General features: G+C 42.9%; 26 protein-coding genes. 13 read left to right on the top strand and 13 right to left on the bottom strand.

The genetic code is table 11. The features are described from left to right. Positions 1-81 precede the first annotated feature (81 nt). Together IEY48_RS06105 and IEY48_RS06100 are read right to left on the bottom strand one after the other, a co-directional pair. Positions 82-1005 (bottom strand): manganese-dependent inorganic pyrophosphatase, encoded by a 924-nt coding sequence (locus IEY48_RS06105; RefSeq protein WP_188918329.1) that lies wholly within the window; start codon positions 1003-1005, stop codon positions 82-84. A 332-nt stretch (positions 1006-1337) separates the two neighbouring features. After that, on the bottom strand, positions 1338-1799 hold the full coding sequence (locus IEY48_RS06100; protein ID WP_188918327.1) for a NanQ anomerase/TabA/YiaL family protein: 462 nt from the start codon (positions 1797-1799) through the stop codon (positions 1338-1340). Positions 1800-1903: 104 nt separating this feature from the next. Between IEY48_RS06100 and IEY48_RS06095 the strand changes: the two genes are divergently transcribed. From IEY48_RS06095 to IEY48_RS06085, 3 genes are all read left to right on the top strand, one after another. Beyond that, positions 1904-2959 (top strand): alpha/beta hydrolase, encoded by a 1056-nt coding sequence (locus IEY48_RS06095; RefSeq protein WP_188918325.1) that lies wholly within the window; start codon positions 1904-1906, stop codon positions 2957-2959. A gap of 217 nt (positions 2960-3176) precedes the next feature. Then, positions 3177-3755, top strand: coding sequence for an LON peptidase substrate-binding domain-containing protein (locus IEY48_RS06090; protein WP_188918323.1), 579 nt, complete (start codon positions 3177-3179; stop codon positions 3753-3755). Between the two features lie 75 nt (positions 3756-3830). Beyond that, on the top strand, positions 3831-4805 hold the full coding sequence (locus IEY48_RS06085; protein WP_188918321.1) for a pseudouridine synthase: 975 nt from the start codon (positions 3831-3833) through the stop codon (positions 4803-4805). A gap of 75 nt (positions 4806-4880) precedes the next feature. Here IEY48_RS06085 and IEY48_RS06080 read toward each other — a convergent pair whose 3' ends face one another. The 5 genes from IEY48_RS06080 to metJ all read right to left on the bottom strand — a co-directional run bounded on the left by IEY48_RS06080 (position 4881) and on the right by metJ (position 9886). After that, entirely contained in the window at positions 4881-6275 is a 1395-nt protein-coding gene (locus IEY48_RS06080) for a tetrathionate reductase family octaheme c-type cytochrome (RefSeq protein WP_188918319.1), read from the bottom strand. A 44-nt stretch (positions 6276-6319) separates the two neighbouring features. Then, positions 6320-8032 (bottom strand): DUF3373 domain-containing protein, encoded by a 1713-nt coding sequence (locus tag IEY48_RS06075; protein ID WP_188918317.1) that lies wholly within the window; start codon positions 8030-8032, stop codon positions 6320-6322. 142 nt (positions 8033-8174) lie between these two features. Next, a complete protein-coding gene (locus IEY48_RS06070) occupies positions 8175-8504 on the bottom strand; it encodes a c-type cytochrome (protein ID WP_188918315.1) in 330 nt (109 codons plus the stop codon). 257 nt (positions 8505-8761) lie between these two features. Then, positions 8762-9502 (bottom strand): sulfite exporter TauE/SafE family protein, encoded by a 741-nt coding sequence (locus IEY48_RS06065; protein ID WP_188918313.1) that lies wholly within the window; start codon positions 9500-9502, stop codon positions 8762-8764. A 69-nt stretch (positions 9503-9571) separates the two neighbouring features. Then, a complete protein-coding gene (gene metJ / locus IEY48_RS06060; protein WP_188918310.1) occupies positions 9572-9886 on the bottom strand; it encodes a met regulon transcriptional regulator MetJ in 315 nt (104 codons plus the stop codon). 213 nt (positions 9887-10099) lie between these two features. Here metJ and metB point away from each other — a divergent pair, with 213 nt between their 5' ends. The 9 genes from metB (at position 10100) to IEY48_RS06015 (ending at position 19412) form a co-directional block, all read left to right on the top strand. Then, entirely contained in the window at positions 10100-11269 is a 1170-nt protein-coding gene (gene metB, locus IEY48_RS06055; RefSeq protein ID WP_188918308.1) for a cystathionine gamma-synthase, read from the top strand. Between the two features lie 105 nt (positions 11270-11374). Further along, the gene (locus IEY48_RS06050; protein ID WP_188918306.1) at positions 11375-13768 is read left to right on the top strand and encodes a bifunctional aspartate kinase/homoserine dehydrogenase II; all 2394 of its coding nucleotides are present in this window, start codon (positions 11375-11377) and stop codon (positions 13766-13768) included. Positions 13769-13850: 82 nt separating this feature from the next. Further along, positions 13851-14441, top strand: coding sequence for a 3'-5' exonuclease (locus tag IEY48_RS06045; protein WP_188918304.1), 591 nt, complete (start codon positions 13851-13853; stop codon positions 14439-14441). 212 nt (positions 14442-14653) lie between these two features. Continuing rightward, positions 14654-15139 carry a VOC family protein gene (locus IEY48_RS06040; RefSeq protein WP_188918302.1) on the top strand — a complete coding sequence of 162 codons (486 nt, stop codon included), beginning with the start codon at positions 14654-14656 and terminating at the stop codon, positions 15137-15139. Positions 15140-15443: 304 nt separating this feature from the next. After that, the gene (gene metF, locus IEY48_RS06035) at positions 15444-16328 is read left to right on the top strand and encodes a methylenetetrahydrofolate reductase (RefSeq protein ID WP_188918300.1); all 885 of its coding nucleotides are present in this window, start codon (positions 15444-15446) and stop codon (positions 16326-16328) included. A 72-nt stretch (positions 16329-16400) separates the two neighbouring features. Beyond that, entirely contained in the window at positions 16401-16676 is a 276-nt protein-coding gene (locus IEY48_RS06030; RefSeq protein ID WP_188918298.1) for a cysteine-rich CWC family protein, read from the top strand. Between the two features lie 150 nt (positions 16677-16826). Further along, positions 16827-17363, top strand: a complete 537-nt coding sequence (locus tag IEY48_RS06025; RefSeq protein WP_188918296.1) for an SRPBCC family protein — start codon at positions 16827-16829, stop codon at positions 17361-17363. Between the two features lie 205 nt (positions 17364-17568). Then, positions 17569-18933, top strand: a complete 1365-nt coding sequence (locus IEY48_RS06020; protein ID WP_188918294.1) for an alanine/glycine:cation symporter family protein — start codon at positions 17569-17571, stop codon at positions 18931-18933. A gap of 80 nt (positions 18934-19013) precedes the next feature. Continuing rightward, the gene (locus IEY48_RS06015; RefSeq protein ID WP_188918292.1) at positions 19014-19412 is read left to right on the top strand and encodes a hypothetical protein; all 399 of its coding nucleotides are present in this window, start codon (positions 19014-19016) and stop codon (positions 19410-19412) included. 68 nt (positions 19413-19480) lie between these two features. Here IEY48_RS06015 and IEY48_RS06010 read toward each other — a convergent pair whose 3' ends face one another. From IEY48_RS06010 to IEY48_RS05995, 4 genes are all read right to left on the bottom strand, one after another. Next, complete coding sequence (locus IEY48_RS06010; protein ID WP_188918290.1) at positions 19481-20590, bottom strand: ABC transporter permease; 1110 nt, start codon at positions 20588-20590, stop codon at positions 19481-19483. Between the two features lie 4 nt (positions 20591-20594). Continuing rightward, the gene (locus IEY48_RS06005; protein ID WP_188918288.1) at positions 20595-21569 is read right to left on the bottom strand and encodes an ABC transporter ATP-binding protein; all 975 of its coding nucleotides are present in this window, start codon (positions 21567-21569) and stop codon (positions 20595-20597) included. Further along, complete coding sequence (locus IEY48_RS06000; RefSeq protein WP_188918286.1) at positions 21566-22525, bottom strand: HlyD family secretion protein; 960 nt, start codon at positions 22523-22525, stop codon at positions 21566-21568. Before IEY48_RS06000 ends, IEY48_RS06005 begins: the two co-directional genes overlap by 4 nt. Positions 22526-22610: 85 nt before the next feature. Further along, positions 22611-23963 carry a flavohemoglobin expression-modulating QEGLA motif protein gene (locus IEY48_RS05995; RefSeq protein WP_188918285.1) on the bottom strand — a complete coding sequence of 451 codons (1353 nt, stop codon included), beginning with the start codon at positions 23961-23963 and terminating at the stop codon, positions 22611-22613. 226 nt (positions 23964-24189) lie between these two features. On the opposite strand from IEY48_RS05995, the gene IEY48_RS05990 reads away from it, so the two are divergent. Then, positions 24190-25167: a PDC sensor domain-containing protein gene (locus tag IEY48_RS05990; RefSeq protein WP_188918283.1), complete on the top strand. Its 978-nt coding sequence runs from the start codon at positions 24190-24192 to the stop codon at positions 25165-25167. Positions 25168-25207: 40 nt separating this feature from the next. Here IEY48_RS05990 and IEY48_RS05985 read toward each other — a convergent pair whose 3' ends face one another. Beyond that, positions 25208-25384 (bottom strand): PA3496 family putative envelope integrity protein, encoded by a 177-nt coding sequence (locus tag IEY48_RS05985; RefSeq protein ID WP_188918281.1) that lies wholly within the window; start codon positions 25382-25384, stop codon positions 25208-25210. Positions 25385-25643: 259 nt separating this feature from the next. Next, a complete protein-coding gene (locus IEY48_RS05980; RefSeq protein WP_188918280.1) occupies positions 25644-26330 on the bottom strand; it encodes a TorF family putative porin in 687 nt (228 codons plus the stop codon). Positions 26331-26451: the final 121 nt, after the last annotated feature.

Below are 26451 nucleotides of genomic sequence, written 5' to 3'. Positions count from 1 at the left end.
ATAAAAAAAGCTGAATCAATGGATTCAGCTTTTTTGTTTTTCATCACGGATTAGATTAACACGCAGCTAATCTTACGCGTTTTAGCTTGCAAATGCGTCTTGCAGTGCAGGCACAACCTGTTTTTTACGGCTCAATACACCATCTAACCAGACGCGACCATTAACCGTTGGCTTGCCATAAGCACGTTCGGTTAAATCGGCAGAGTCAGAAACCACTAACATTTCTGAGCCTTCTTTCATGATGTCGGTAAGTAGTAGTAATACGCTGTGACGGTTACCTTCGACTTTTAGTTTGGCGATGTCAGCTTCTAGGTCAGCTTTAATGTCGTCAAATACCGATAAGTCGATCACTTCTAATTGGCCGATACCGACTAGGTTACCGTTCATGTTGAAGTCTTTAAAATCACGCATGACTAGGTCACGCGGTGGCGTGCCTTCAACGGCTGATTTGACTTTAAACATGTCCATGCCGACTTCTTTAAAATCTTCAATGCCGGCGATTTCAGCTAAGGCTTCAACGCAACGAATATCAGCAGTGGTGCAAGTTGGCGATTTAAAAATAACCGTGTCGCTTAAAATAGCGCACATCATGATGCCCGCGATGTCAGCTGGGATTTTTACCTGGTAAAAATCGTACATCATTTTAATGACGGTGTTACTACAACCTACCGGACGGATCCAACATTCTAGCGGAGTAGAAGTGGTTAGGTCGCCCAATTTATGATGGTCAACAATACCGACGATAGTGGCTTGAGCAATATCGTCTGGTGCTTGGGTGATTTCTGAGTGGTCGACAATATACACATCTTCGCCAGCATAACTGGTTTTGTATTCTGGCGCTTCAAAACCAAACTTTTCTAAAATAAAAGCGGTTTCTGGTGATAATTCACCTAAACGTGCCGCAATAGCAGGCTCGTCGATTTGGTTTTTTAAATATGCTAATGCGATAGCACCACAAATTGAATCAGAATCAGGGATCTTGTGACCCACTACATACATTGCCATTGAAAGACTCTCCTATAAAGTTGTACTGATTTTAACAAGGTTTACAGGTCATCGCATTAAAAAATACCACTTGAGGTTATTCGATAAAAACCATAAAAAAAGCCCCAAGCGGAGAGTCTCGGGGCCTTCTTTAATGTTACTCAGGGTATTTGTGCTTATTCGATATTATTTTGATAACACTTTATGCCGCTAAAATCCTTCAGTCAAAAGAAGTTAGTGAAATGTTAATCTTGCTCACATCGTTTAAATTCAGTGTAGCAGAGTTTTAATTAAAAAGGAGTCAGACCAGATATAGACTCACTGTTTAGTAAGTAAAAAATAGCCACACACCACTACACTTTGACTTTAATGACTACTTTACGCACTTGTTGCGGAGTATCGCTGGTGCCCGGCATGTGAATGTCTCCCGGGAAAAATAGTGCAAACATACCGGCTTTTAACGGAATAAACGCCGCGTCTTGTTTATTAGACTCATAATCGTAATTGGCATAGTCGTGGTCTGCAAAATATGCCTTAGACGGTGTTTGATCTGCCAAAGGTAAGTAGCCAAATTCTTCTTCACCACTTACTACATATTGCACATCAATGTATTGCTGATGTACTTCAAAGGGTGCAGTATGTTTAGGCACTGTTTGATAGTCATTTACGATAACAAAAATATCTTTGCCCTCTAGCGGGTAGTTACCCAATTCGAGCTGGCTAAAATCAGTTTCTGCAAGGTGAGCAAGTGCTGTGGCTAAACGAGGGTTAAGCTGAGTATAAAGGTGACGATTTGCTAAGGTATCGACAATCATAAAAATTCCGTAAGATATAAACGATAAAAACATGATAGCTTGATAACGCAAAAGCTTACAGTTTTAAAGAGATATCAGCATTACAAATTAAGAAGGATTGTATATTGCCTGCATTACGTTTACTTGCTGGACCAACCGCTTATGAACAAATAGAAGCGAATGGCTTAGAACAATCATTATTTACACAATTGTTTGCTGCATCTGGTGGGCCAAAATGGATAGCAGTAGCAGGGTTGGATAAGTACTTATTCAGTGAATTTTTTAAAGAGCGCCAAGACCCACTTTATACCATGGGAGCCTCATCTGGTGCCTGGCGTTTAGCCTGTATGGCACAACAAAACCCGTTAGCCGCCTATGAACGCTTTGAACATTTTTATATTCATCAGCGTTACGAGCAAAAACCAAATCGTGAGCAAGTGAGCGCGCAAGTGCTTAACATTGTTGACGGTATTTTGGGTGAACAACAAGGCGCAGATATTCTTGCTAACCCACTCATTCGTCATCATATGGTGGCGTGTCGCGCTCGTCATTTAAACCGCATTCATGCCAAATTTGGCTTAATGGTGGGCTTGTCGATGGCGGCGGTGAGTAATATTGTTAACCGCAAAAGCTTAAGCTGGCATTTTGAGCGAGTGATTTTAAGTCATAAAGACGACGCATCACCGTTTCGACGCTTAAAAGACTTACCGACAAAGCATGTTGAGCTGACTGAAAATAATATACGTCATGGATTATTAGCCACGGGATCGATCCCTTTATTGCTCGATCCGGTTAAAGATCTGCAAGGATCGCCTAAAGGCCATTATTACGATGGGGGGATTACTGATTACCATTTTGATATGCCGCTACCAGCTGCAACAGGATTAAGTCTATACCCACATTTTTATCCTTATATGAGCCCAGGCTGGTTTGATAAATCGTTATTATGGCGTAAAGCTAAAGCGAACTACCACAATGGATTGATTTTGGCACCGAGTAAGCAATTTATTGCCAGTTTACCGTTTGCTAAAATTCCAGACCGGGAAGACTTTAAACACCTAGATAGCGATACGCGCATTGCTTATTGGCAACAAAGCGTGCAGCAAAGCCAAATATTAGCTGATGAATTTGCTGAGATTGTCGCAAAAGGCAACATTATGGATCGCATTGAGCGTCTATAGCGTTGATTAAAATATGTTCATTTTTGTAGTTTGTATGAAATATAACCGTACTGGATCAGGTCTTATTAAGTCATAGAGTAGTAAATAATCGTGGTCGATGTCGTTAGTAAGCATTATTTACAGCACTTATGTTGTTGAAAAATTGACCACTGCTACACTTGATTATACTGACTTTGATTTTGGTTCAGTAACTTCACCTTTGGTGTGGGAGGCGGTTATGAAAACACAAGAAATGGCATTATTAATTCAAGATGCAGTGTTATTGCCGGGTGGCAGACTCGAAATTCGTATCGCGTCACCTTGCGAGCTGCGCATGATCGCTGAAGTATTGAAAGGCCATTATCAACTTGCCTTTGCCGCACAAAAAGCGGGCAGTGATTTGCCGTGCTACATAACAGCAACGCGTTGTAACATCATCGATTTTAATCAATTGGCCGACAACACCTTAAGTATCGTCATTGAAGGTTCGCAACGGGTTAAAATCTTATCGGCAGCACAACAACGTGACGGTAGTTGGATTGCCCGTGCATTACCTTGCCAAAATTGGATTCAAGAGCCGATAGCGGGCGAGTTTGAAATTATCAGCGCGGCGCTAGAGCAGTTTTATCAGGTGAATCCTGACTTGCTTGACCTGTATTCGCAAGTGCATTTAGAAGATGCCACGTGGGTAAGCCAGCGCTGGCTTGAAGTGTTACCTATGTATAACCGCGATAAGTTAGTGTTAGTTGAGCAGCCCAATTGCCATAAAACCATGGACTTTGTGTTGCAGTTGCTTAAGTCTCATGTTGATGTGTAAGCGGTGCATCATGGGCGATACACTGATAACATAGCGTGATTAACCTTTCTCTATGTTTTATGTATAGCCTATTTTATGCCAAATTTAACCGCAAACGATCCAGCCCCACATTCCGCTTCAGCCATTGCGGCGCAGCCTTCGTATATTGTGCTACCTCGAAAAAGCGAATTGGCGGGTAAATCATACCCGACTGTGCTGGCATTTTTGGTTGATCATTTTAAGCAAATCGATGCTAGTGTTTGGCAACAACGGATTAACGATGGCAAGGTGCATTGGCAAAACGGCGAACTGATTAACGCTGATACCGCTTACCAAGCCACCGCGCGCGTGTATTACTATCGTGAGGTGCAGGCTGAAACCAAAGTGCCGTTTAATGAGCAGATACTCCATCAAGACAATGACACGATTATTGTCTACAAACCGCATTTTTTACCGGTGACCCCTGGCGGTAATTTCGTTAACGAATGCCTTGTGCATCGATTACGCATTGCCACACAAATAGATACCGTTGCGCCCGCCCATCGGCTTGATAAAGATACTGCTGGGGTGATGTTAATGACACTAAACCCGCACACTCGTCATGCCTATCACCAGCTGTTTTTAGACGACAAGATTACTAAAGACTATCAAGCGATTGCCAAGGTTACCTCAGATTTATTAGCGCAATTAGCCGACAAAACCTGTGAGTTACCGCTACATTGGACTGTTAAAAATCGTATTGTGGCGGCCAATCCTAGCTTTACCATGCAAGTGGTAGAGGGCGAGGCGAACAGCCATTCTGAAATAAGCCTGGTGGCGATAAAAGACGGTTTGGGTTTGTTTGAGCTCAGCCCAATTACCGGTAAAACTCATCAATTGCGTGTGCATATGCAAAGTTTAGGTATGCCGATATTACATGACCGTTTTTATCCGGTGTTACAGCCTAAAGGCCCTGATAATTATGATAAACCATTGCAGTTATTGGCTAAACGTTTGCGGTTTTGCGATCCGATATCAGGTATTGAACAAGATGTTGAGTGCCAGGGATTAGATTTACTGGCCATGAGTTAAAAGTTGTGTATGTACAAAAAACCGCCATCGATAAGTCGATGGCGGTTTGGTTTCTAATAATCGCTATTTTATCAGTTACTCTGCTGTAGCGTGTTTCACCCCTTTGCGATTTTTCATGGGGTCGCCATCGTAACCTAGGGCTTTCCAGTCTAGGCGCTCGCCTTTGTTATGACAGTCATTACATTGTAATGCTTTGTCTTTTGGCGTAACCATATGGTTGATACGCCACCACATTTCAGTCGCAACAAAGCCATGTTTCCCACTGTATTTGAGGCCTTTTTCTACCATAGTTGGGTTGACTTCCATCCCTAATCTGGCGGCTAGGTCCCAGTCAAATTTATCCCAATATCCACCTTCACCGTAAGTTTTTGGTGTCAGTAAAATATTCAACTCAGAGTCGTAAATTTGCTTACCAGTGTGCACTTTAAAAGGATAAATCTTGGCTTTAGGGTCGTTAATGTCGCCTAATGGGTAAGCTAGTTTTACCGTTTTACTTGGGTCAATTTTATCGCCTGCCATGTAGGCGTCAGCACTGCCATTAAACCAGGCGTATTGTGGTGGAACATCTTTTTGCCATACAAAACTGCCTTTCTTTTTGTTAAAGGTGTGCTTGCCATTTTCATCAGTAGTGTCTTCAAGATCTTGACCTGCTGCTGACCAGTCCCAATGCATTTTGGTGGGTTCCACTTTTGCAAATGATGGGATATGACATGTTTGACATGCCACTGTGGCAGTATGGGTGTTGAGTTTTTTGTTTTGATGCGGCGCGCCATCATGACAATTTACACAACCAATTTTGGTTTCGCCTCCTGGTGATACACCCATGGCATTACCGCTAATTTGATGCTTTTCGGTCACGTGACAATCTTGGCACTGAAAGTCATTGCCGTCGGTGTCCATGTGTACATCGGTTTCGCGATCTGGATAAGACATTGACGAGTCTAAGTCGCCATGTTTAACCGCATCACCGCCGCCGCCGTAAAAGTGGCAGCTGCCGCAGTTGTCGCGTACAGGGCTGCCAACATTTTGTGCCACTCTGAGCAAGTTGACCTTTCCAAATACTTCACCCGCGCCACCTGGATCTTTAACATATGTCCCTGTGGTGTCGTGGCACACTAGGCAGTCCACTTTGGTCATGTCGCTAAAGTCAAAGTTTGAGTCTTTCCAGCCGTAGCCTGCATGACAACTGGTACAGCGTGGCTCGTTACCCGATATCGACACACAAAAGTTATTAATACTGTTCTTTTTACCGCGCTTAACGGTACGGCCGGGTAATTCTTGTTCTAGCTCCCATGTCCAGTGAGATGATTTCATAAAGTCTTCGGCATGTTCTTTATGGCAGGTTAAACATTGAGTGGTGACTTCTGGGCCATTTTCAAATGGCCCTTGCAACACTTCTTTGTGATTAAAGGCGGCTTGTGCGCTACTGCTTAACAACAGTAATACCGCCATTGAGGTTAATATTCTCATTATCAGTGTCCTTACCCCTGAGCTTGCACTCAGGGGGACCAAGTTTAGAAGTTAATAGTCAATGAAGCATTAAGGTCGTAGGCGGTGTCGATTACGGGCAGCATTGAGTATGCAGTGCCAGCCATTACGTCATCTACTTTTTGCGGAGCACCCACTGGTGAGCCACTGCCTGTGTATTCATAGTCGTAATATAAACCGGCTAACTTGATGAACATTCTTGGGTTAATATCAAAGATGTAGTACGCCTCGGCAACATGGCCGCGGGTGGCTAACTTGCTGCCGATAGGGTCATCTTGTGCTTGAGTGAACGGACTCCAGTATTTAGAGCCATAGTTATATTCCAAACCAAATTTGCCGTAGGGTGCTGGAATTTGCATCCCAATATATACGCCGTAACCGTCTTTGGTATCGGTGTCGGTTGTCTCTGCTGCAACCATCATGATTTCAGTGCCTGTGCTGTTAAGCTCGGCTTCAAATACTGCATCGCTTAACATGCCACCAAACATACCTGCATTACCGCTTGGTTCTGCACGGGTCCAACCTAAAGAAGCAAAAAACTTCATGTCTTCGTCAGATTCATAGGCATAACCTAAACCGCCTAAATACATGTCACCAATCACATCACTAGGTTGAACTCTGGTGACAAAGTTAAAGTTGTCAAACTTTTGCATATCCTGGTACATGGTTGGGGCAAAAATACCTGCCAATTGTGATGGGAATGCCATGGTGCCGGTAAACCCATCATTGACATCTTTAGCACCAAATAACGTTAACTGAACAAAGTGGTTACCGTCGTTCAATACGTCGATGTTAAATCCACCTAAGTGAGTGTCCTTGGTGACAATATCGCCAAATAATTCGCCATTGCCGTATTGTGATTCAAAGCCTTGACCGTAACAAAAGCGAACGGTTTGGCCTTCAATACCAGTGATGTCGCTTAGGTTGTAACCTAAAGTTGCACCGTCGAAGTTAAAGTTAACTAAGTGGCCTGATGGGGTGCCGCCACGGAGTTCGTTTTCACGGTAGTGGCTTGGTGGGCCGTAGGTTGATGGGCGACGACCGATAGAAAGGTAAGCGCCGCTGCCGTTGATGTCTTTCCAGTTAAAGTAAGCGCGCTCAACTTTGAGTTCGTCACCACTGGTGCTGCCGCTGCTGGTACCGTCCATGGTGAACGAGTTCCAAGAATCAAAAACTTTAACGCCGGTAGAGTCTCCCCAGCTTTTAAACATGGTTAAGCGTCCTGCAAAGCTGACGTTGTCCCATACTTTTGCGTTGATGTTTAAGCGAAGGCGAGTGGTATAAAAAATATCATTATCGATATCTTGTTGCGTTTTTGGTGCGAGCACCATTGGCATTACGCCTTGAAGCATGCCGCTTTGAAATGCAGTGGCTAAGTCAGGGTTTGCGGCCATCATTTGCCCTAAAGGCGAGCTTGCGCTGCTTGGGTCACCAAAGTCACCGGCCATTGCTTTACTGGCAAAGTCGCTAAAGTTAACGTTCATTGCTGGATTCCAGGTGACGTTTTGATAATGCAATGAATGCATTTTGGTTCTAAAGTCACCAGTAATTTCGATTCGGTCTAATGCACTATGACGCTCGGTTTTGTCTACTCGTGAGTTTAAGTAATCTAAATCATCTGTAATTTCGGCAAGCTGTTTTTCTAACTCGGCAATTTTTTGCACATCGCTATCTGCAGCTAAACTTGCACCACTCATAAAGAGTGCGTTAGCAACGAGAATTGAGATAAGTGTTCTCATGGTTTTTCTCCCCCAGATTTGCCAAAAAATTCATCAATTTGGCAAATTTTTGTTGTCAGATCCCCTGAGGCTAAGCCCCATGGTTTTTTAACATTGATTATTGGCTGACGCTTACTCAGAAACGTCGGTCAGCATGACAGACTTAGCCGCAGGTGGCAGGTTGGTCTGAGTCGGCTGCGTGGTCATACAAAAATTGTTGAATGTCTTTCAATTCTTGTTCTGACAGCGCCTCAAAAACGGCAGGTTTGGCTTTGTGCTTGTCACGAGAGAAGAAACGATCCCATTGGCTCATGGTTTTTGCCATTGGAGTCAGTTCAGGGCCTTCACTATCGGCACTGTGGCAGGCTTTACATTCTTTTTTATATAGGTGTTTACCTTTTTTCGGGTTACCACCATCGGCTGCTATGGCCTGGCTACCGAAAGATAATGCGATGGCGATTGCGATACCAACTTTTGTATATGTCTTCATCATGTTTATCCTCTATGGGCTTTTTATAGGTAGTGCTTTAGCAATTTGGAGTTATGTCTTTGCTGTAAATAATGTTACCTAAAAGTAGGTAGTGTTAACTTGAAGTAGATCATGTCTATGAGAAAAATCTAATTGAAAAAAAGTTAATTGAAAAAAATCTAATGAACTTATGTGACACAGATCTATTGCAAATCGGCCTGAATACTTGATAGGCCGGATAGAGTCTATTTTTTGAGATGTAAAAAGAGATGAATTTGGGGTTAGCTTATTAATGCCAGCAGCGATTTTATCGCTAGAACTGTTGCGCTCACGCTGCATAACACTAAAGTGATAATGCGGGTTTTATTTTTATCAATATGATTAATTAACAAACTTGACACAAGGTAGCCGCCAACAATCGACGGGATGAGCATCAGTGATAACCATAAGTGTTGTGCTTCAACCAAGCCGAAAATAGCCAAAATAGCTAAAGCAATCAGTGAGCTAATTAAAAAGAAGGCTGACAACGCCGCCCTAAATTGATTGACATCTTGTCCGGCGAGTAAAATGGCCATTGGCGGGCCACCAATGGCAGCGATATTACCAAAAATACCGGAAAATATTCCGGCAATAAATAAGCTAATGCGGTTGATGGTTGCAGTAATTTTGTAGACGCTGAGGATAACTGCAATATATACAATCGCCGCGATTATCAATCCAAGTACGGCTTGCGGGGCAAACACTAGTAACCCCGCCCCCACAAACCCACCAGGGATCCGCCCGAGTAAGGCATATTGCAAACCATTAAATTGCAGATGACCGCGCTCTCTAAACAAGGTCATGGCTGAAATAACAAAACCCATCACCACAATAGGAACAGGTACAAGTTGGGGGCTAACGATATACAGAAGGGGGCTGGCAACAACGGCTAACCCAAAACCAATTAAGCTTTGGGTTAGCGCGCCAAAAAACACGATAACTGATGCCAGTATCAAAGTAGATGGTTCGATAAATGACATCATAAGTTCTCTATAAAAACATCACGACTTCTTAAAAGGGTCGTTTCAAAGTCTATTGATTAAGCCAGTGAGTTATTCCATGTCTTCCCACTCGATACCCATTTCATCCATTAACTTTTTCGCTTCACTTGGGATGCTGTCAGGCTCATCTTTTGATAAGTCGCCGTCATTAGGTAATGGTTGTCCTGTGTATGCATGCAAAAAAGCTTCGCATAGCAGTTCACTGTTAGTTGCATGTCGCAGATTGTTTATCTGACGACGAGTCCGCTCATCGGTTAGTACTTTTAATACTTTTAAAGGGATAGAAACCGTAATCTTTTTTACTTGCTCATTTTTTTTGCCATGCTCGGCATATGGGCTAATATATTCGCCATTCCACTCAGTCATTAACTTACCCTTAACGATAAATACGGGGCAGATTTTAACCCCTTACAATCTCTAGTCAAATTATTGCTACTATTTAGTGACGAATGCAAATAGATTTCTTTATGTTTAGACGTCTAAACGGCTAATAGTGGTTGACGAATGCCAGTGTCTTAGGTAGATTTGGACGTCTAGACATCTCTTTTTGTGTGTTTGTGAAATTTTTTAGGAGTCATTATGACTAAGCATCAAAGCGCCACATTGGCCGTTCGCCAAGGTATTGAATCAGACACACAACACGGAGCTGTGGTACCACCGATTTATTTATCGACCAATTATTCATTTGATGGCCATAAAAATCCACGTGAATTTGACTATAGCCGTTCGGGTAATCCTACCCGTAACATTTTAGGTGACGCGCTGGCTCAGCTAGAACAAGGTGCCACTGGTGTGGTGACATGCACGGGTATGGCTGCCATCACACTGGCAACCAGCTTACTTGGGCCAGATGATTTATTGGTTGTTCCGCACGATTGCTACGGCGGCAGTTACCGTTTATTTACCAATTTAGCCAAAAAAGGCCAATTTAAATTAGTGGTTGTCGATCAAACTGATACTGAGGCTTTAAATAAAGCCATTGCGCAAAAGCCCAAAATGGTTTGGTTAGAGACACCCTCTAATCCGTTATTACGCGTGGTTGATATTGAAGCCGTGAGCCTAGCTTGCCAAGCTGTTGGTGCGTTAGTGGCGGTTGATAACACCTTTTTATCGCCAATTTTACAGCAACCTTTATTGTTAGGTGCTGATATCGTGATTCATTCAACTACCAAATACATTAATGGCCATAGTGATGTGGTCGGTGGCGCGGTGGTGGCTAAAGACCCTGAGTTAGGCGAGCTATTACATTGGTGGTCAAACACCCTTGGGCTAACGGGTTCGGCATTTGACAGCTATTTAACCTTGCGTGGTTTACGCACCCTAGCTGTACGCATCCGTGAACATCAACGCAATGCACAAAAAATCGTTGAATTACTTAACACTAGCGACCTAGTGGCCAAAGTGTATTACCCAGGTTTAAAAGACCATCCAGGTCACGAAATCGCTGCAAAACAACAACAAGGCTTTGGCGCTATGTTAAGTTTTGAGTTAAAAGGCGGCGAGGCTGAAGTTGTGGCATTTTTACAAGCCTTGTCTTTATTCAGTGTTGCTGAAAGTTTAGGCGGAGTGGAAAGTTTAGTCGCCGTTCCGGCCACCATGACCCACAGAGCAATGGATGCTGAAGCACGCCAAGAGGCTGGTATTAAAGACACTTTATTGAGACTATCTGTCGGTATTGAAGATGCTGAAGATTTAGTTACTGATATTAAAGCAGGTTTAGCCGCAGTAGCAGCCATAAAATCATCTTAATCTGGGTTTAATTAGCTTAATTTACGTTTATGTTAGCTGTAGTTTTCGTTAAATAAAGTAAAATAGCAGCCGCAAAAAAAGTCGTAGTTGTTTAAGGAGTGCGTAATGGCGCGAGGTCATTTACATAAGTTTGGTGGTTCTAGTTTAGCGGATGCTGATTGCTATCGCCGTGTTGCCCATATTTTATTGACCCACGGTAACAGTGATGATCTTGTGGTGGTGTCGGCTGCCGGTAAAACCACTAACTTCTTATATAAATTACTCAGTTTGCGTGACAGCGGCCAACTTTGGCAGGAAGAACTGCAAGTATTGATTAGTTATCAACAAACCCTGATTGAGCAGTTATTGTCGAATGAGCAAGCGCGTGATTTACGTGAGCGTTTGTCGACAGATCGCTCTCAATTAGTCAGCTTGTTGTCGTTACAACACCACAACGAATATCAATTAAATCAAGTTGTGAGTTTTGGTGAGCGTTGGTCAGCACGTTTAATGGCGGCGCTATTACGTGAAACTGGCGTAGCGGCATCTCATGTCGATGCCTGTTCTATTTTAGTTGCCGATGAGGGCGCAGTACCGAATATTTTAGTGCCAGAGTCGCGCGATAAAGTGCAAGCTACACTGGCGCTTCACCCACAAGAGCGTTTAGTGATAACAGGGTTTATTTGCGCCAACCGTCATGGTGATACCTTATTATTAGGCCGTAATGGTTCTGATTTTAGTGCCACTTTAATTGCTAGCCTAGCCGACATTGATCGCGTGACGATTTGGACCGATGTTGAAGGGGTATTTAACGCCGATCCAAATAAAATCAACGATGCCAAGTTACTTAAAAGCATGTCTTTAGCTGAAGCCGATCGTCTTGCGCGTTTAGGCTCACCTGTTTTGCACTCTCGCACTTTACAGCCTTTGTTTAATACCGAAGTCAGTCTGGCGGTGCGTTCAAGTTATGCATCACACACCGACTTTACTTTGATTGCGCCTTTGAGCTCATCTGCCAGTGCGCCGGTAGTGACCAACTTAAATGAAGTGCTGCTATTTAGCTTTAAAATGAACAGCAATATTGCGCCGCTATTTGAGGTATTACGCGCGGCAGGTTTAACCCCATTGGCATTTTGGGAACTTGCTCAACATAAAGTTGAGCTGGCCTTTACTTTAGAAAGCCAAAAGCAGGTTCAAGCGGTGTTAAATCAATATCGAGAAGAATGGGCAATCGAAGAGTTAACCATACAATCTGATTTGGGATTAGTCGCGCTAGTCAGTGCTGATGCGCATCATTTTAGACGCAGTTTTGCACGGTTATTAAGCCGCGATGCTAAACCGGTTTATCAAGACTCACTTAGCTTAGTGACAATAGTGCCACAAGCTCAAGTCAGTTTGTTAACGCAAAAAGTGCATCGTCGTTGTGCTGGTCCAAGAATGCGCATTGGCGTGTTGTTATTAGGGGCGGGTAATATTGGCGAAGCATGGATAGATTTATTTAAACGTGCAAGTCCAACACTTGACCGTGAATTAGAAGCATCAGTTGAGCTTATTGGGGTGGTCGGCTCGCAAAAAGCCTTGATTGCCAACGAGGGTATTGACCTCAATCACTGGCAGCAAGATTATCAGTCAAAAGCCACTACTTGGGATTACGATCAGTTATTTGAACAATTAGCCCAGTTAGATTGCGATGAAATAGTGGCTTTAGATATTAGTGCCAGTGCCAGCTTAACCTTGCAGTACCCTGAGTTATTTGCTCGCGGTATTCATGTGGTGAGCGCCAATAAATTAGCAGGCTCTGGCCCATTGCCATTTTACCGTGAATTAAAGCAACAGCTCAGTAACCGTCGATTATTTTGGCGCTATAACGCCAGTTGCGGTGCAGGCTTGCCAATTCAACATGCATTAAACGATTTACGTAACAGCGGCGACACCATTGAAGCTGTGGGCGGGATTTTTTCTGGCACCTTATGTTGGTTATTTGAAAACTACGATGGCAGTAAACCGTTTTCTGAATTAGTGCTTGAGGCACGTGGTTTAGGGATTACAGAACCCGATCCTCGTGATGATTTATCAGGGCGTGACATGCAACGTAAGTTGCTTATTTTAGCCCGTGAAATTGGCCTCGCCGTTGAGTTAGATGACATTACGCTTAATTCATTGGTGCCTAAAGCGTTAGCAGAGTTGTCGTTAAATGACTTTTTAGCGCGTATCAATGAATTAGATGAGGATTTATTACAGCAATTTACTGCCGCCGCTGAACAAAATAAGGTGCTACGTTACGTTGCCTCGTTAGACAAAGTTGAGGGTAAACTGCAAGCCGAAGTCGGCTTACAGTGGGTAGACAATAATCATCCTTATGCCAATTTAACGCCAGGCGATAATGTGTTTGTCATTCGCAGTGCGTTTTATCAAGGTAACCCGTTGATTATCCGCGGCCCAGGCGCTGGACGTGAGGTCACCGCAGCAGCGGTTCAGTCGGACCTAGTGCATATTTGTAAAGACTTACTGCAAGAGTAATATTGCTTAAAAAGATCATGTTGAATGGTCTTTTTTTTCGTCTTCTATTACATAGTGCTGCGTTGTATTAAAAGGATATTGAATGGAAAGGCCAACAAAGGAGCAAATTCGAGAGTTACCGCTTTACGATGGTATTGCGCTTGAGAATATTATTGTTGTTACAAACAAAGCAGATGCTATTAGTGCCATTGCAGAGTTAAAAAAACATTCCTGTTTAGGCTTTGATACCGAGAGCAAACCCTGTTTTATAAAAGGTGAGGTCAGTGATGGACCTCATTTAATTCAAATCGCTACACAGTCCAAAGTGTTTTTATTCCCTACTCAGTTTTATGAACACTTTACTGACATTAGTGACGTCCTGTCGGACCCTACGATAAAAAAGGTGGGCTTTGGATTAAAAGAAGACAGAAAAATACTCTTGAGAAAATTTGGTATTAGGCTAGCCAATACTGAAGAGCTTTCGTCAAAAGTGATGCGTTTTGCCCGCGTTAAGCAACGTGTTGGCGCTCGAGTGGCGGTTGCGATGTTGTTTAATCAACGGCTATCTAAGAGTGCACAACAATCCAATTGGTCAATATTTCCTCTGCATGACCATCAGAAAAAATATGCGGCAAATGATGCTCATACTGCATTACTCATCGAGCTCGAAATAGAAAGACAGAGCCAGCAATAATATTACCAACATGGCTCCTGCTACAACTCGATAGGTTTTATCCTCCTTAATATTTTCTTTTTCTGCTGAGCGACTAAATAAACGCAATTTACATATAAATAAAAATTATCAAATTAATAAAATTTGATAATTTTTATTAATGTTTTGTTCGCCGTAATATAACTCCATCGAAAAAAATGACGTATCAATCAATAGTTTTTTTGGAGTAAGTTATGAAAATGAATCACGTAGGTTTGATGGTTGGCGACATGGATAAAGCGGTTGAGTTTTATACCAAAGCACTGGGTTTGCGAGTGGTAATGGGCAACACTAAGGTGCAAGAAGAGCGCGAAACGGCCATTGGTAAAATGTGTATTGCAGTGTTTGGTGAAGGCTTTAAAGGCTTTAACATTGCACACTTAGTGACAACTGACGGTATCGGTGTTGAGCTATTTGAAATGGTTGATCGTCAAGAGCGACATGACGTTGATTTTACCCGTCTTGGTATTTTCCACTTTTGTTTGCAAACCGATGACTTTGAAGGGGCGATTGCCCGTACCGAACAGTATGGCGGCAAGGTACGTATGGACATTATGCGCTACCACCCAGAAGACGAAAGCAAACCTGCAAAAATGGTGTACCTAGAAGATCCATTTGGAAACTTGTTTGAGTTTTACTCGCACACGTATGAAGAAACCTACGCGTCTGATTACGAGTAATCGAAATACGTTAACAGCATCATCGATAAGCGATCTCAGGGTCGCTTTTTTGTTTGTGTTGCAAAATTCGATTGGCCGATCGATAGCCTTAAATACTGTTGCCATTTTTAAAAGACCTTTTAGCCGTAACACTCTGCGCTTAGTTAATTTGCTCTATTGCTGTTTTTTTAGCTTGACTTAAGATGCAGTTAATCTAGTATATGGACATATAGACGTCCAAACGGCTAAATAGCTCGGGTTAATATAGTGAAGCTAACCGTTTGGTATAGACTCCGAAGTTTTACAGAAGTTGAAGGAATACATTATGGCTTTTCATCATGCGCAACATGCCCAGTCGTTAAATCAGAGCTTGTCTGAGCTGAATGATATTAATGTGTCTTTTGAGTTTTTTCCGCCTTCAACCCCTGCAATGGAAGAGATTTTGTGGAACTCTATTCGTCGTTTAGAGCCGTTAAATCCTAAATTTGTCTCGGTAACTTATGGTGCCAATTCAGGAGTGCGAGATCGTACTCATGGTGTGATTGAGCGTATTCAAAAGGAAACTAACTTGCTTGCTGCGCCGCATTTAACTTTAGTTGATGCCAGCGATGAAGAGTTAATTGAGCTAGCAAAACAATATTGGAATTCAGGCATTAGAGACATTGTTGCACTGCGTGGTGACTTACCTGATGGCAGCCCAAAACCTACGCGTTTTGCTAATGATTTAGTGAGTCTGCTTCGCTCTGTTGCTGACTTTGATATTTCAGTTGCGGCATATCCAGAAGTGCACCCTGATGCGCGTAATGCTCAAGCTGACCTGATAAATCTAAAGAAAAAAATTGATGCTGGTGCTAACCGCGCCATTACGCAGTTTTTCTTTGATGTTGAATCATATTTACGTTTTCGCGATCGCTGCGTTACCGCTGGTATTGATGTTGAGATTATTCCAGGTATCCTACCTGTGACCAACTTTAAGCAGACTAAACGTTTTGCAGACATGACCAATGTGGCGATTCCAAACTGGTTACACCGTCAGTTTGATGGCTTAGATGATGATCCTGGCACTCGCCAATTAGTGGGTGCGAACGTGGCCATTGATATGGTGAAAGTACTGGCACGTGAAGGCGTTAAAGATTTCCACTTTTACACCCTTAACCGCGCCGAATTAACTTATGCCATTTGCCATACTTTAGGTGTGCGTCCAAAGTAATCGACACCGAATTTGTTTTCCTTTAGCCTCTGTTTACAGAGGCTTTTTTGTATTTGTGAGTAGGGGATATTAATGGATAAGGTTGAACTTGCAGGGCAATGTCCACTTTGTTTACAGCAAAATGGTTGTGCTATGGCCAATCACCACCAAGCTGGACAGAATGAACCGAGCCCATGTTGGTGCCAAAGTGTGCCTGAATCAATAACAGCGGTGTTATCGCAATACACTCAATCACAGCCGCAATTAAACTTGCCTGATAACCAATGCATCTGCCAACAATGCATTGAAAAAATCTTGGCTGCAATGACCATTAATGCCGTGCAACAATACCAGCCTGATGACCATTGATTAACCGTTAGTGACACGGTATTTACGCTAGGGGCGGTTTGCTCGCTCGGCATAACGGTGTTTTTTGTTAGCGCAATGTTAATTTTTATTGTTAGCCTGCTGTTAGTTAGTATACTTAGGTAACGCTTTGTATCGCTGAGGATAATAATAATGTTAAAAAAATTTCTCCTAGGACTTGCGGTTATCATCGCAATCCCATTTGTTGCCGCACTCTTTATTCAATCCGATTATTCGGTCATTCGCTCTGTCACCATCAATAAACCTGTCTCTGAGGTGTTTGACTATGTTAAGCAGCTTAAAAACCAAGATAACTTTAGTAAATGGGCACAAATGGACCCTGATATGGTTAAAACCTATCGCGGTACCGACGCTACTGTTGGTTTTGTGTCGGCTTGGGCCAGTGAAAACCCTGATGTGGGCGTTGGTGAGCAAGAGATTATTGCCATTGATGAAGGTAAGCGTGTCGATTTTGAATTACGTTTTATTTCGCCATTTGAAGCCACAGAGCCTGCTTTTATGACAACCGAGGCTATAAATACTCATCAAACTAAAGTGGATTGGGGGTTCAATGGCCATTTAAATTACCCAATGAACCTCATGTTTTTATTTGTTGATTTTGAAACCATGATTGGCGATGACTTACAGCAAGGTTTAGACACTTTAAAAGTGATACTCGAAAAAGAATAACTGAAAACGCAATTTTATTGTGAAGATGATTCATCGTATCTTGTCTTAGGTTGCCTTGGTTGGCGTAATCGGGGTAACCTAAAAAATTACATCATAATGGTGACGGGTTTGGGCCGTTGAAACCATAATAACAATAGCTAATAAAACAATAATACTAATAAAAAATAATTTTCGACTGACGTCTTTACTCATTATGAGGTTTTACATGGAAGCAATCACAAGTTTTATTAATACAGTCAACAGCATTGTTTGGGGGGTCCCCATGCTGGTGATGATTTTAGGGGTAGGGTTATTCCTGTCTATTGGCCTTAAATTAATGCCGATTTTAAAATTAGGCAGAGGATTTAAATTATTATGGTCGGGCCGTCAGGTCGATGACGACAGTGAAAAAGGCGATGTGAGTCCCTTCAATGCATTGATGACATCGTTATCAGCCACCATTGGTACGGGTAATATTGCCGGGGTTGCAACGGCTATCTTTATTGGTGGCCCTGGTGCACTTTTTTGGATGTGGTGTACCGCTCTTGTGGGTATGGCGACCAAGTTTTCAGAGGCGGTATTAGCAGTTAAATATCGTGAAACTGATGCCAATGGTAACCATGTTGGCGGACCGATGTACTACATTAAAAATGGCCTAGGCAGCAAGTGGGCCTGGTTAGGTACAGCCTTTGCGATTTTTGGATCAATTGCCGGTTTTGGTATTGGTAATACGGTACAGGCTAACTCTGTTGCCGATGCTATGAGCAGCAATTTTGATATACCGAGTTGGGTCACTGGCGTGGTGTTAATGGTGCTTGTGGGCGCGGTACTGATGGGCGGCATTAAGCGTATTGCTGAAGTTGCTGGCAAACTGGTGCCATTAATGACGGTATTTTATATCACTGCCGGTATATCGGTATTAGTGGTATACGCCGCTGATGTGCCAGCAGCGTTTATGTTAATTGTTGAAAGTGCCTTTAACCCTGTTGCTGCTCAAGGTGGTTTTGCCGGTGCTGCGGTATGGGCTGCAATTCGTTTTGGTGTGGCGCGTGGTGTGTTTTCAAATGAAGCGGGTTTAGGCAGTGCACCAATTGCACATGCCGCAGCGCAAACTAATAACCCAGTTAAGCAGGGCCTAGTGGCAATGCTAGGTACATTTATTGATACTTTAATTGTTTGTTCTATTACCGGTTTAGCCATTGTGGTTACCGGCTCTTGGACCTCTGGTGAAAACGGCGCGGCATTAACATCGTTTGCCTTTTCTCATGCACTGCCCATGGGTAACTACATTGTTGCTATTGCTTTAGCTGTATTTGCGTTTACCACGATATTAGGTTGGAGCTTTTACAGTGAAAAATGTATTCAGTACCTATTTGGCGATAAAGCCATTAAACCATTTCGTCTTGTGTTTACCTTAGTTGTGCCTATTGGCGCAGTGAGCTCGTTAGAGTTTATTTGGTTATTGGCCGATACCTTGAATGCAATGATGGCTATTCCAAACTTAATCGCGCTGGTATTGCTTAGCCCTGTGGTATTTGGTTTAACCCGTGAGTACTTTATTAAGCAGCGGGCATTAAAAGCACAAAGTTAATGTTAACAGGCTCGATGTAAGCATTCAGTTTAAGCATGTTCATTATGGTGATGAGCATGCTTTTTTTAAAAGGATTTAACATGAATAAAGGATTTTTAACCGCACTAGGCGCATCCGTTTTAGCGATTTTACTGGTATCTGGTTGCGCCAATTTATCTATTAAAACCAATGCCGGCGAAGTGGCATTAGACAGTGTTAAAGCGGGTAAAGTGGACACCTATACTTTGGAAGAGTTGTCGCGATTGAGAGCTCAATTCTTAGGTGATGTGACAACATCTTATTGTGAAAACACATTAGACCCAGCTAAGTTAGATAATTTACCCAGTTTGTCATCGATGGTTAAAACGCTCAAATTAAAAGTTTTGCAGCGTGGTGGTAATGGCATTGTGGTGAAGCAATGCGGCCGCCTTTCAGATTTATCTTGTAACATTTATATAGAATGTAACGGCGAAGCTTATTTTGTTAATAGAGATTTTTAATTAGCCCCTTCCTAAATCCACTCATCGTTTTACTTTGTTAACCTCCTACACATCAACGTATTAGGAGGTTAATCTAAGCGTTTATTAAAGCGTTTGGCGGCCACCCCTAGCCCTATCAACGTAAATCCAATAAGCCAGATAATATCGTCAATAAGCTCCATTAAGGTCGCACCTTTCAACACAATGGCTCTAATGACTCGCATAAAGTGAGTGCCGGGTAACATTTCTGCTATCCACTGCGCTGCGTTTGGCATGGCTTCTAAAGGAGTGATAAATCCTGACAATAATATCGTGGGCAGTAAGATAAAAATGGTCATTTGCATGGCTTGAAGTTGGGTTTGGGCAATGGTCGAAATAATTAAACCTAGGGTGAGACTCGCGGTAATAAACAGTAAGGTTGCTATGAGCAAATGACTGATGGTGCCATCAATGGGCACAGCAAAAATAACATGACCCAACCCCAAAATAATGGCCATTTGCACTAAACCGATTACGATGTATGGCAGAATTTTACCGATCATCAGTTCAAGGGATTTAATCGGCGTGGTAATGAGTAATTCAAGGTTGCCGCGCTCGCGTTCTCGCACAATAGCCGATGAGGTAAAAAGCACCATGGTCATGGTGAGAATGACCGCAATTAAACCGGGGACGATATTCACCGCAGAGCGTTGTTCTGGGTTATAAAACAAGCTGACTTCAAATAATGACTGGCTGCTGGTTGGCTCTGGCAGTACATCATTAAGCGACAGGTTTTGCAGTTGTTTGATTGCCCCTGCGATCATGGTGTCTGAACCATCAACAACCCATTGGCCTATCGGCTCATCATGGGCAATTTTTTGCGTCAATGTAGGCGGTAAAATTAAGGCCGCTTTTATGTCGCCGCGTCGAATTGCCTCTTGGGCTTGTTTGGCAGTGGTTAAGTACATTGTAACATCGACAACCTGAGTGACTTTTACCGCTTCAACTATCCAGCGGCCTGCGGCTGAGTCGCTTTGGTCCACTATTGCCACGGGTATTTGGCGTACATCGGTATTAATGGCATAACCAAATAGCAGTAGCTGGATCAACGGGATCATAATCACCATCGCAAAGGTAATTCGGTCACGGCTGAGCTGTTTGATTTCTTTGGTGGTGATGGCGTATACGCGCATTAAACTGTTGCTAATTGAGTGCATCATAGCGTTACGCCTTAGAGGTCGCGGGCGGTGTGCTCATTTTGCCGGTATGGCTTACAAACACATCTTCAAGATTGGCACTCACAATCGCAATATCTTGCGGATTGATTTGGCGTTGATATTGCTGACACTGTTGTAACACCCAGGCAATAGGATCGGCAATTTGTTTATCAATTAACACCCGTAAACGATGGCCTAATTGTGCTGCTGAACTCACTTCAGTGTGGGTAATTAATGCCTGTTTTAGCGGCCTTAAATCTGATGCGTTAATTTCAATAACATGAGCATTGATGTTATCCATTAATGTTTTAGGCGTGTCATCTGCTTTGATTGTGCCTTTTTCCATAATGGCGATTTTATGGCAGCGCTCGGCTTCATCCATATAATGGGTAGACACTAAAATGCTGGTGCCTTGTTCTGATAAGTCGAATAATTGTTCCCAAAAGTCGCGGCGATTTTGTGGGTCAACGGCTGAGGTGGGTTCGTCTAAAAACAATAATTTGGGCTGGTTTAAACAAGCACAGGCAAGGGCAAGCCGTTGGCGTTGTCCGCCACTGAGGGTGGCGGTGAGTTGATGTTGGTATTGGCTGAGTTTATAGGTACTTTGCAGTTGATCGATTCGGGCACGTGATAGGTCGCGTTTCATGCCGTAAATGCGCGCTATAAATTGCAGGTTTTCTTTAACGGTTAAGTCGTCATACAGCGAAAACTTTTGAGTCATATAACCAATGTGCTGGCGCAATGCTTCAGCTTGTTTCGGGATAGTTAATCCCAACACATTAATGCCGCCGGTTGTTGGGGTAAGCAGCCCTGTTAACATTCGTATTGTGGTGGATTTACCACAACCATTTGGGCCTAAAAAACCGTATATATGGCCTTTAGGGACATTAAGGTCGATTTGGTTTACCGCCGTAAAATCGCCAAATTGTTTGCTAATTCCTTGTGCTTGAATAACCCATTGCGGGTCGCTTAACGCGCTCATTGTTGCTCCGGTAATATCACTTGAGCAGGTATGCCTGTCGGTAATGTATTGGCCGAACTGTCTAGTGTGAACTCGGCTAAAAAGGCTAACCTTGAGCGATCAGCTTGGTTAAGGGCATAGTAGGGCGTAAAAGCCGGCTCACTGCTGAACCAGCGTAATGTGCCGTCAAAGAGAGTGTCGATACCATCAACACTCACCTTAAGCGTTTGACCTATTTGTAATTTGGCGGCGTAAGGTTCGGGAATATACACTCTGGCATAAGGCGTTTCGTCAGCCTGGATCACCGCAACCACAGCACTCAGTGGCACGCGTTCTCCAACGTTATAAGGTAAGTTATCTAGCTTGCCAGCACGGGTTGCACGGATGCTAAGATCGCTATACACCTGTTGCTCATAACGTAAATTGGCATTAGCGGCATCAAGTGCGGCTTGAGCTTGAAAAATATCTTCTTGGCGAACGCCTTTCACCATTTTTGTGAGTAAATCGTTGGCGGCGTCATATTCGGCATTGGCTTGATCGCGAAGCGCTAACGCGCGGTCGAGCTCTGCTTCACTCACTAAACGTTTAGTAAGCAAACTGGCACTACGTTGATACGACTTTTGCGCTTCAATTTTTGCTGCGTTAGCACTTTTTAGCGCCGAGTTGGCACTGGCAATATCTTCTGGGCGTTCACCATTGGTGAGTTTAAGCAGGTAAGCTTCGGCTTTAACGACATCAGCTTGCATTACCGCAAGGCGCGCCGCTTGTTTACGGGTATCAAATTGCACAAGTAAATCACCTGCATTGACTTGCATGCCTTTTCTCATTGGTTGAGCGGTAATGATTTCAGCCGCAGTTGAGCGTAATAAAACCCGGTCGCGCTCTAAGGTGCCCAACGCTTGGTCTGGGGTCGCGGGTGTGCAACCACTCATGAGGATAAAACTGCAGAGAAATGCGGAACGGATTAAATGCTTCATGGTGGGTCTCAAACATAGACAGACAAACACTATTGCACTTGTTTACTATGCTAAGTGTGACCAATGCCACACTTAACAATGTCAGTTATTCGAAGTTGTTATCAAATTCTGAGTCTTCAAATAAGTCGACCGCAGAGGTTGGGGTCACATGCTTAAATTGGTTGGCAAAATAACGTTGAACTCCTTTTAGGTCAATGTTGCCTATGCCAGAAGCAAAGCCAAACCAGGCATAAAGACCACTAATATCGGCAAACATGGGGGGTAAATACTTGGGTTGAGCAATCACCCCTTCTTGATAGGCCTGGTACAGAACTGGGATATCTTCAATGGCCAATTTACCCAAAAATAACATAGGGATGAGTTCAGGCAAGCCGCTGCTGATCGCACTGCGGATAAAGTTAATGTTTTCAACATAACCGCGCACATAGGAGATATCTTTAGTAAAAAAGCTGCCGCCGCCAACCATGCCACCACGAAATACACGTTGAGTGACTCGATAACTGTCTTTTGAACTTAAGTTAAGGTTTCTAAAGTAGCGATAGACTTCAATAAAGTCGGCACCTTGTTCGGCCATATCAACCGCAGAAACCCTATCGCTAATACGACGAGCACGCCCTGGATTAGAGCTTAACGTGAGCATTTCCATTAATACCGCTAAGCCTTCTTGCGATGCGGTTACCCGTGGTGAGCCCACACTTAACCATGTGGCGTGAGGTTGAGCGCGACCATTGAGCGTTGTGCCCACATGCACCCAACCTTCGTGGACTTCATAGACATTTAAATCAGACTCACTGAACATGGCTCGGGTATTGAGTTTAACGGTATCGCCACCTACAGCAGCGTCTGAGGCAATACCGTCGCTTAATTTAACGTGGATTTCATCGTGATGAAAATACTTAACCAAGCGTTCGCTTAATATCTCTACCGCTTCTGGTGCGCTGACAATTTTAGGGTGGCGTTGACTCATATGACGCGCTGCGGGTAATGAAAATATATGGCTTAAACGATCGCCCAACTGGCGAAGCGTATGACGATCGCCATGCAATTTATGGCTGGCACTGCCGTATAACTCTTGGCTCAGTTTGCCAAACGTAGGGTTGCCACGGTTGTGCAGCATGTCGATCACGATCCGATACTGATCGATATTGGCTAATAAAATCTTACCTAGCTTGTCACGTTTACCTAGACCACGTTCAATGGCACTTTTTAAACCCTGTAAGTCGGTTTGAGTTTGTGCAGCGTTGAATGATAAAGGAATAGTTTGGTAAAAATCATTACTGATATTAGGCAGTTGTTTAGTTTGTTTTGCTAGAAAATCATCTTCGATTTGCTTGGGCCATTTTATTGAATCTAAAATTTTAATCGGTGCTTGGATGCGAATTAATTCATCAGAAAAACGACGAATATCTTGCTGATAACGCAATAAAGAATCAGACATTGTCTTAGAAAACCTGAACCATGATGTTTTACTTATATTAGCAGAGGTTACTCACAAAACAGCAATGAAATAAACGCATGCCACTTAGCCCCAGTTTGGTGCAAGTTGGATAGTTGGGGCGCAAAAAATGGCTATGAATTTAAGTTAAGTTACTGAAAATATATATTTATTGTTTTGGCACTAAAACTGCTTTGTTTAATTGTCGTGTCGATTAAAAGGAAAGCATATGGCAGCAATGAGCTATTTGAGCGTGATAGAACGCTATCATGAATATGAAAACCTAGTGCACGAACTATTGGAGTCGATTTTAGTGGGTGTGGGTGACGTAAATTTATTTGATAAACCGGTGTCAGCCAAAGTATTTGAAGATATGGCGGTAAGCTACCCGTTTGTTGAACTTATTTATTTGCTCGATGAGCAAGGCATTCAAGTTAGCCCTAATATCAGTGTCGTTAATCAACAAATTAAGCTGTTAAATAACGGCAAGCAGGCCGATCGGAGTCAACGGCCGTATTTTACTCAGCTTTCTGAAGCGAATACGGCACACATTACGCGGCCATATTTATCTAATGCGGGGGGAGGTTTGTGTTTGTCGGCGTCTCAAATTCTTAAGTCATCGGAGGGAGAAACCGGCATTGTGGTGATTGACGTTAACCTGACTCGGTTAATTGAATTTATGATGGGTGATAGTGCAAGACGTAAAATGTCGCCCTTTTTTAAGAGTATCTATGCGGCCATTGTTTTATGTTTGTTTGTGTTGGTGAGTGTACTGATGTGGACGGTGACCTTGGATATTTATGATCTTTTTAGTCAGGCATCTGCTCGTCATGATCCTTTGCAACCTTTTGGGATTATCATTTTTTTAACTTTGGCGCTGGCTATTTTTGACTTGGGTAAGACCATTTTGGAAGAAGAAGTGTTAATGCATAAAGATATTTTTAGGCATAGTTCGACTCGCAGGACGATCACTCGATTTATCTCGACGATTTTGATTGCGATTTCAATTGAGGCGCTGCTGACCATGTTTAAAGCATCATTAGGTGAAAAGCAGTATATAGAGCCTGCAATCTTGATGATGCTCGCAGTGGTTGGATTATTGGTAGGGTTGGGTGTGTATGTCTATTTAGGCGCTAAAGCCGAGCTGCTGCTAACCCAGACTCAGGCAAACAGAAGCGGCAGTAAAACAGGCAAACACATCGTTTAATTCAATTAAAAAGGGATAAACAGTTGTTTATCCCTTTGTACTAGAAAAAGTCGTCATCACCTATTGCTTTGCGTAATTGCGCTTGTTCGAGAAAATCCTCTAATCTGCGTTTGATTTGACGCTTATGCTGTAATGACTCCGCTGACTTAGCACCTCTAGGCGTTGTCATCGCGTCAATTTCTGTATCATCTGGCACTCGATCTGTAAGATTAGCCATAACGAAACCCTCAAGTTGAATGGGAAAACGAAAACAAATTCAATGAGCACTTTCTAACTAAAAAAATACCAATAGAAAAGTAAAAGTTTTTGTCTGATATGGACAGCTATTTTTACCTTTCAATTTGAGCTTAGCAGCAAAATTATTTCTTGCTACAGAGTTAAACAAAAATTGTGTTATGGATCTAATTTTCTTACAGATACAAAAATGCCACTGAATTAAACAGTGGCATTTTTTGTACTAAAAAGAGTGTGATAGCTTAAAGTGTGAAGCCGTAAGAGTAGCCTAAAACGATTTTAACATCGCTGTCTGGTAAGTCAGTGTCTGAAGCCATAAACGACACAGTACCCATGTCTGTTTCTGCACTTAATGTCACGTTGTAGTCAGCGTAAGTGTCGCCAAATAAATCTTCAACAACATCACCTTGTGAATAACCGTAGTGTAATGCAAGGCTAAGTTTTTCAGTTAACGGGAAGCTTGCATTAGCTTGGATGTAGCTCCAATCTTTTTCATCTGATGCGCCAGACACATCTGAGTCAGCATTAACCACTTGAGAGTAACCTACGTCTAACCATTTCCAACCAAGTGCAATTGCTATTTCACCAAAATCAATGCTGGCTCCTGCATCTGGGTAAGCATAGTAAAGGTAGCTTACATCGTAAGTTAAATCTTCAGTGAAGTTGCCACCGTAACCACCATAAAAGTCTAACTCGTAGCTTGTTTCATCACCAAAATCGACATTAGACGCCCAAGTACCTGCATAAAAACCTGAATCGTGTGCGTAATCAAGACCACCTTGAATTGCCGCTTCGTTACTGGTTTGAGTGGTACCGCGCCATAAGTAGTTTGACGTCGCGCCAATATTGCCAGTGACTTCAGCAAGGGCGCTGCCGCTTAATAGTAAACCAGTTGATAATGCAATTGCTTGATATAGTGATTTTTTCATCTTCATCCCTTAATGTTTTATTGTCACTGAGCCATTTATTTATGGTTTAAACATACTCAATGTCGGTTTGTCTGATGATAAATTAGCGAATCGCATGCCACTTTTGTTATTTGATATTAAT

The sequence above is a fragment of the Shewanella saliphila genome, from assembly GCF_014648295.1.
Classification (GTDB): Bacteria; Pseudomonadota; Gammaproteobacteria; order Enterobacterales; family Shewanellaceae; genus Shewanella; species Shewanella saliphila.
Note: the sequence above shows the minus strand (reverse complement) of the source record. Positions and strands in the feature narration are given on the sequence as shown.

Excerpts from the sequence above, each read along its gene's own strand:
- IEY48_RS06080 (WP_188918319.1), bottom strand. The coding sequence starts at position 6,275 with ATGAGAATATTAACCTCAATGGCGGTATTACTGTTGTTAAGCAGTAGC.
- IEY48_RS06010 (WP_188918290.1), bottom strand. The coding sequence starts at position 20,590 with ATGATGCACTCAATTAGCAACAGTTTAATGCGCGTATACGCCATCACC.
- IEY48_RS06050 (WP_188918306.1), top strand. The coding sequence starts at position 11,375 with ATGGCGCGAGGTCATTTACATAAGTTTGGTGGTTCTAGTTTAGCGGAT.
- IEY48_RS06000 (WP_188918286.1), bottom strand. The coding sequence starts at position 22,525 with ATGAAGCATTTAATCCGTTCCGCATTTCTCTGCAGTTTTATCCTCATG.
- IEY48_RS06020 (WP_188918294.1), top strand. The coding sequence starts at position 17,569 with ATGGAAGCAATCACAAGTTTTATTAATACAGTCAACAGCATTGTTTGG.
- IEY48_RS06065 (WP_188918313.1), bottom strand. The coding sequence starts at position 9,502 with ATGATGTCATTTATCGAACCATCTACTTTGATACTGGCATCAGTTATC.
- IEY48_RS06070 (WP_188918315.1), bottom strand. The coding sequence starts at position 8,504 with ATGATGAAGACATATACAAAAGTTGGTATCGCAATCGCCATCGCATTA.
- IEY48_RS06030 (WP_188918298.1), top strand. The coding sequence starts at position 16,401 with ATGGATAAGGTTGAACTTGCAGGGCAATGTCCACTTTGTTTACAGCAA.
- IEY48_RS05980 (WP_188918280.1), bottom strand. The coding sequence starts at position 26,330 with ATGAAAAAATCACTATATCAAGCAATTGCATTATCAACTGGTTTACTA.
- IEY48_RS06040 (WP_188918302.1), top strand. The coding sequence starts at position 14,654 with ATGAAAATGAATCACGTAGGTTTGATGGTTGGCGACATGGATAAAGCG.
- metJ (WP_188918310.1), bottom strand. The coding sequence starts at position 9,886 with ATGACTGAGTGGAATGGCGAATATATTAGCCCATATGCCGAGCATGGC.
- IEY48_RS05990 (WP_188918283.1), top strand. The coding sequence starts at position 24,190 with ATGGCAGCAATGAGCTATTTGAGCGTGATAGAACGCTATCATGAATAT.
- IEY48_RS06090 (WP_188918323.1), top strand. The coding sequence starts at position 3,177 with ATGAAAACACAAGAAATGGCATTATTAATTCAAGATGCAGTGTTATTG.
- metF (WP_188918300.1), top strand. The coding sequence starts at position 15,444 with ATGGCTTTTCATCATGCGCAACATGCCCAGTCGTTAAATCAGAGCTTG.
- IEY48_RS06085 (WP_188918321.1), top strand. The coding sequence starts at position 3,831 with ATGCCAAATTTAACCGCAAACGATCCAGCCCCACATTCCGCTTCAGCC.
- IEY48_RS06105 (WP_188918329.1), bottom strand. The coding sequence starts at position 1,005 with ATGGCAATGTATGTAGTGGGTCACAAGATCCCTGATTCTGATTCAATT.
- IEY48_RS06045 (WP_188918304.1), top strand. The coding sequence starts at position 13,851 with ATGGAAAGGCCAACAAAGGAGCAAATTCGAGAGTTACCGCTTTACGAT.
- metB (WP_188918308.1), top strand. The coding sequence starts at position 10,100 with ATGACTAAGCATCAAAGCGCCACATTGGCCGTTCGCCAAGGTATTGAA.
- IEY48_RS05995 (WP_188918285.1), bottom strand. The coding sequence starts at position 23,963 with ATGTCTGATTCTTTATTGCGTTATCAGCAAGATATTCGTCGTTTTTCT.
- IEY48_RS06075 (WP_188918317.1), bottom strand. The coding sequence starts at position 8,032 with ATGAGAACACTTATCTCAATTCTCGTTGCTAACGCACTCTTTATGAGT.
- IEY48_RS06015 (WP_188918292.1), top strand. The coding sequence starts at position 19,014 with ATGAATAAAGGATTTTTAACCGCACTAGGCGCATCCGTTTTAGCGATT.
- IEY48_RS05985 (WP_188918281.1), bottom strand. The coding sequence starts at position 25,384 with ATGGCTAATCTTACAGATCGAGTGCCAGATGATACAGAAATTGACGCG.
- IEY48_RS06005 (WP_188918288.1), bottom strand. The coding sequence starts at position 21,569 with ATGAGCGCGTTAAGCGACCCGCAATGGGTTATTCAAGCACAAGGAATT.
- IEY48_RS06025 (WP_188918296.1), top strand. The coding sequence starts at position 16,827 with ATGTTAAAAAAATTTCTCCTAGGACTTGCGGTTATCATCGCAATCCCA.
- IEY48_RS06100 (WP_188918327.1), bottom strand. The coding sequence starts at position 1,799 with ATGATTGTCGATACCTTAGCAAATCGTCACCTTTATACTCAGCTTAAC.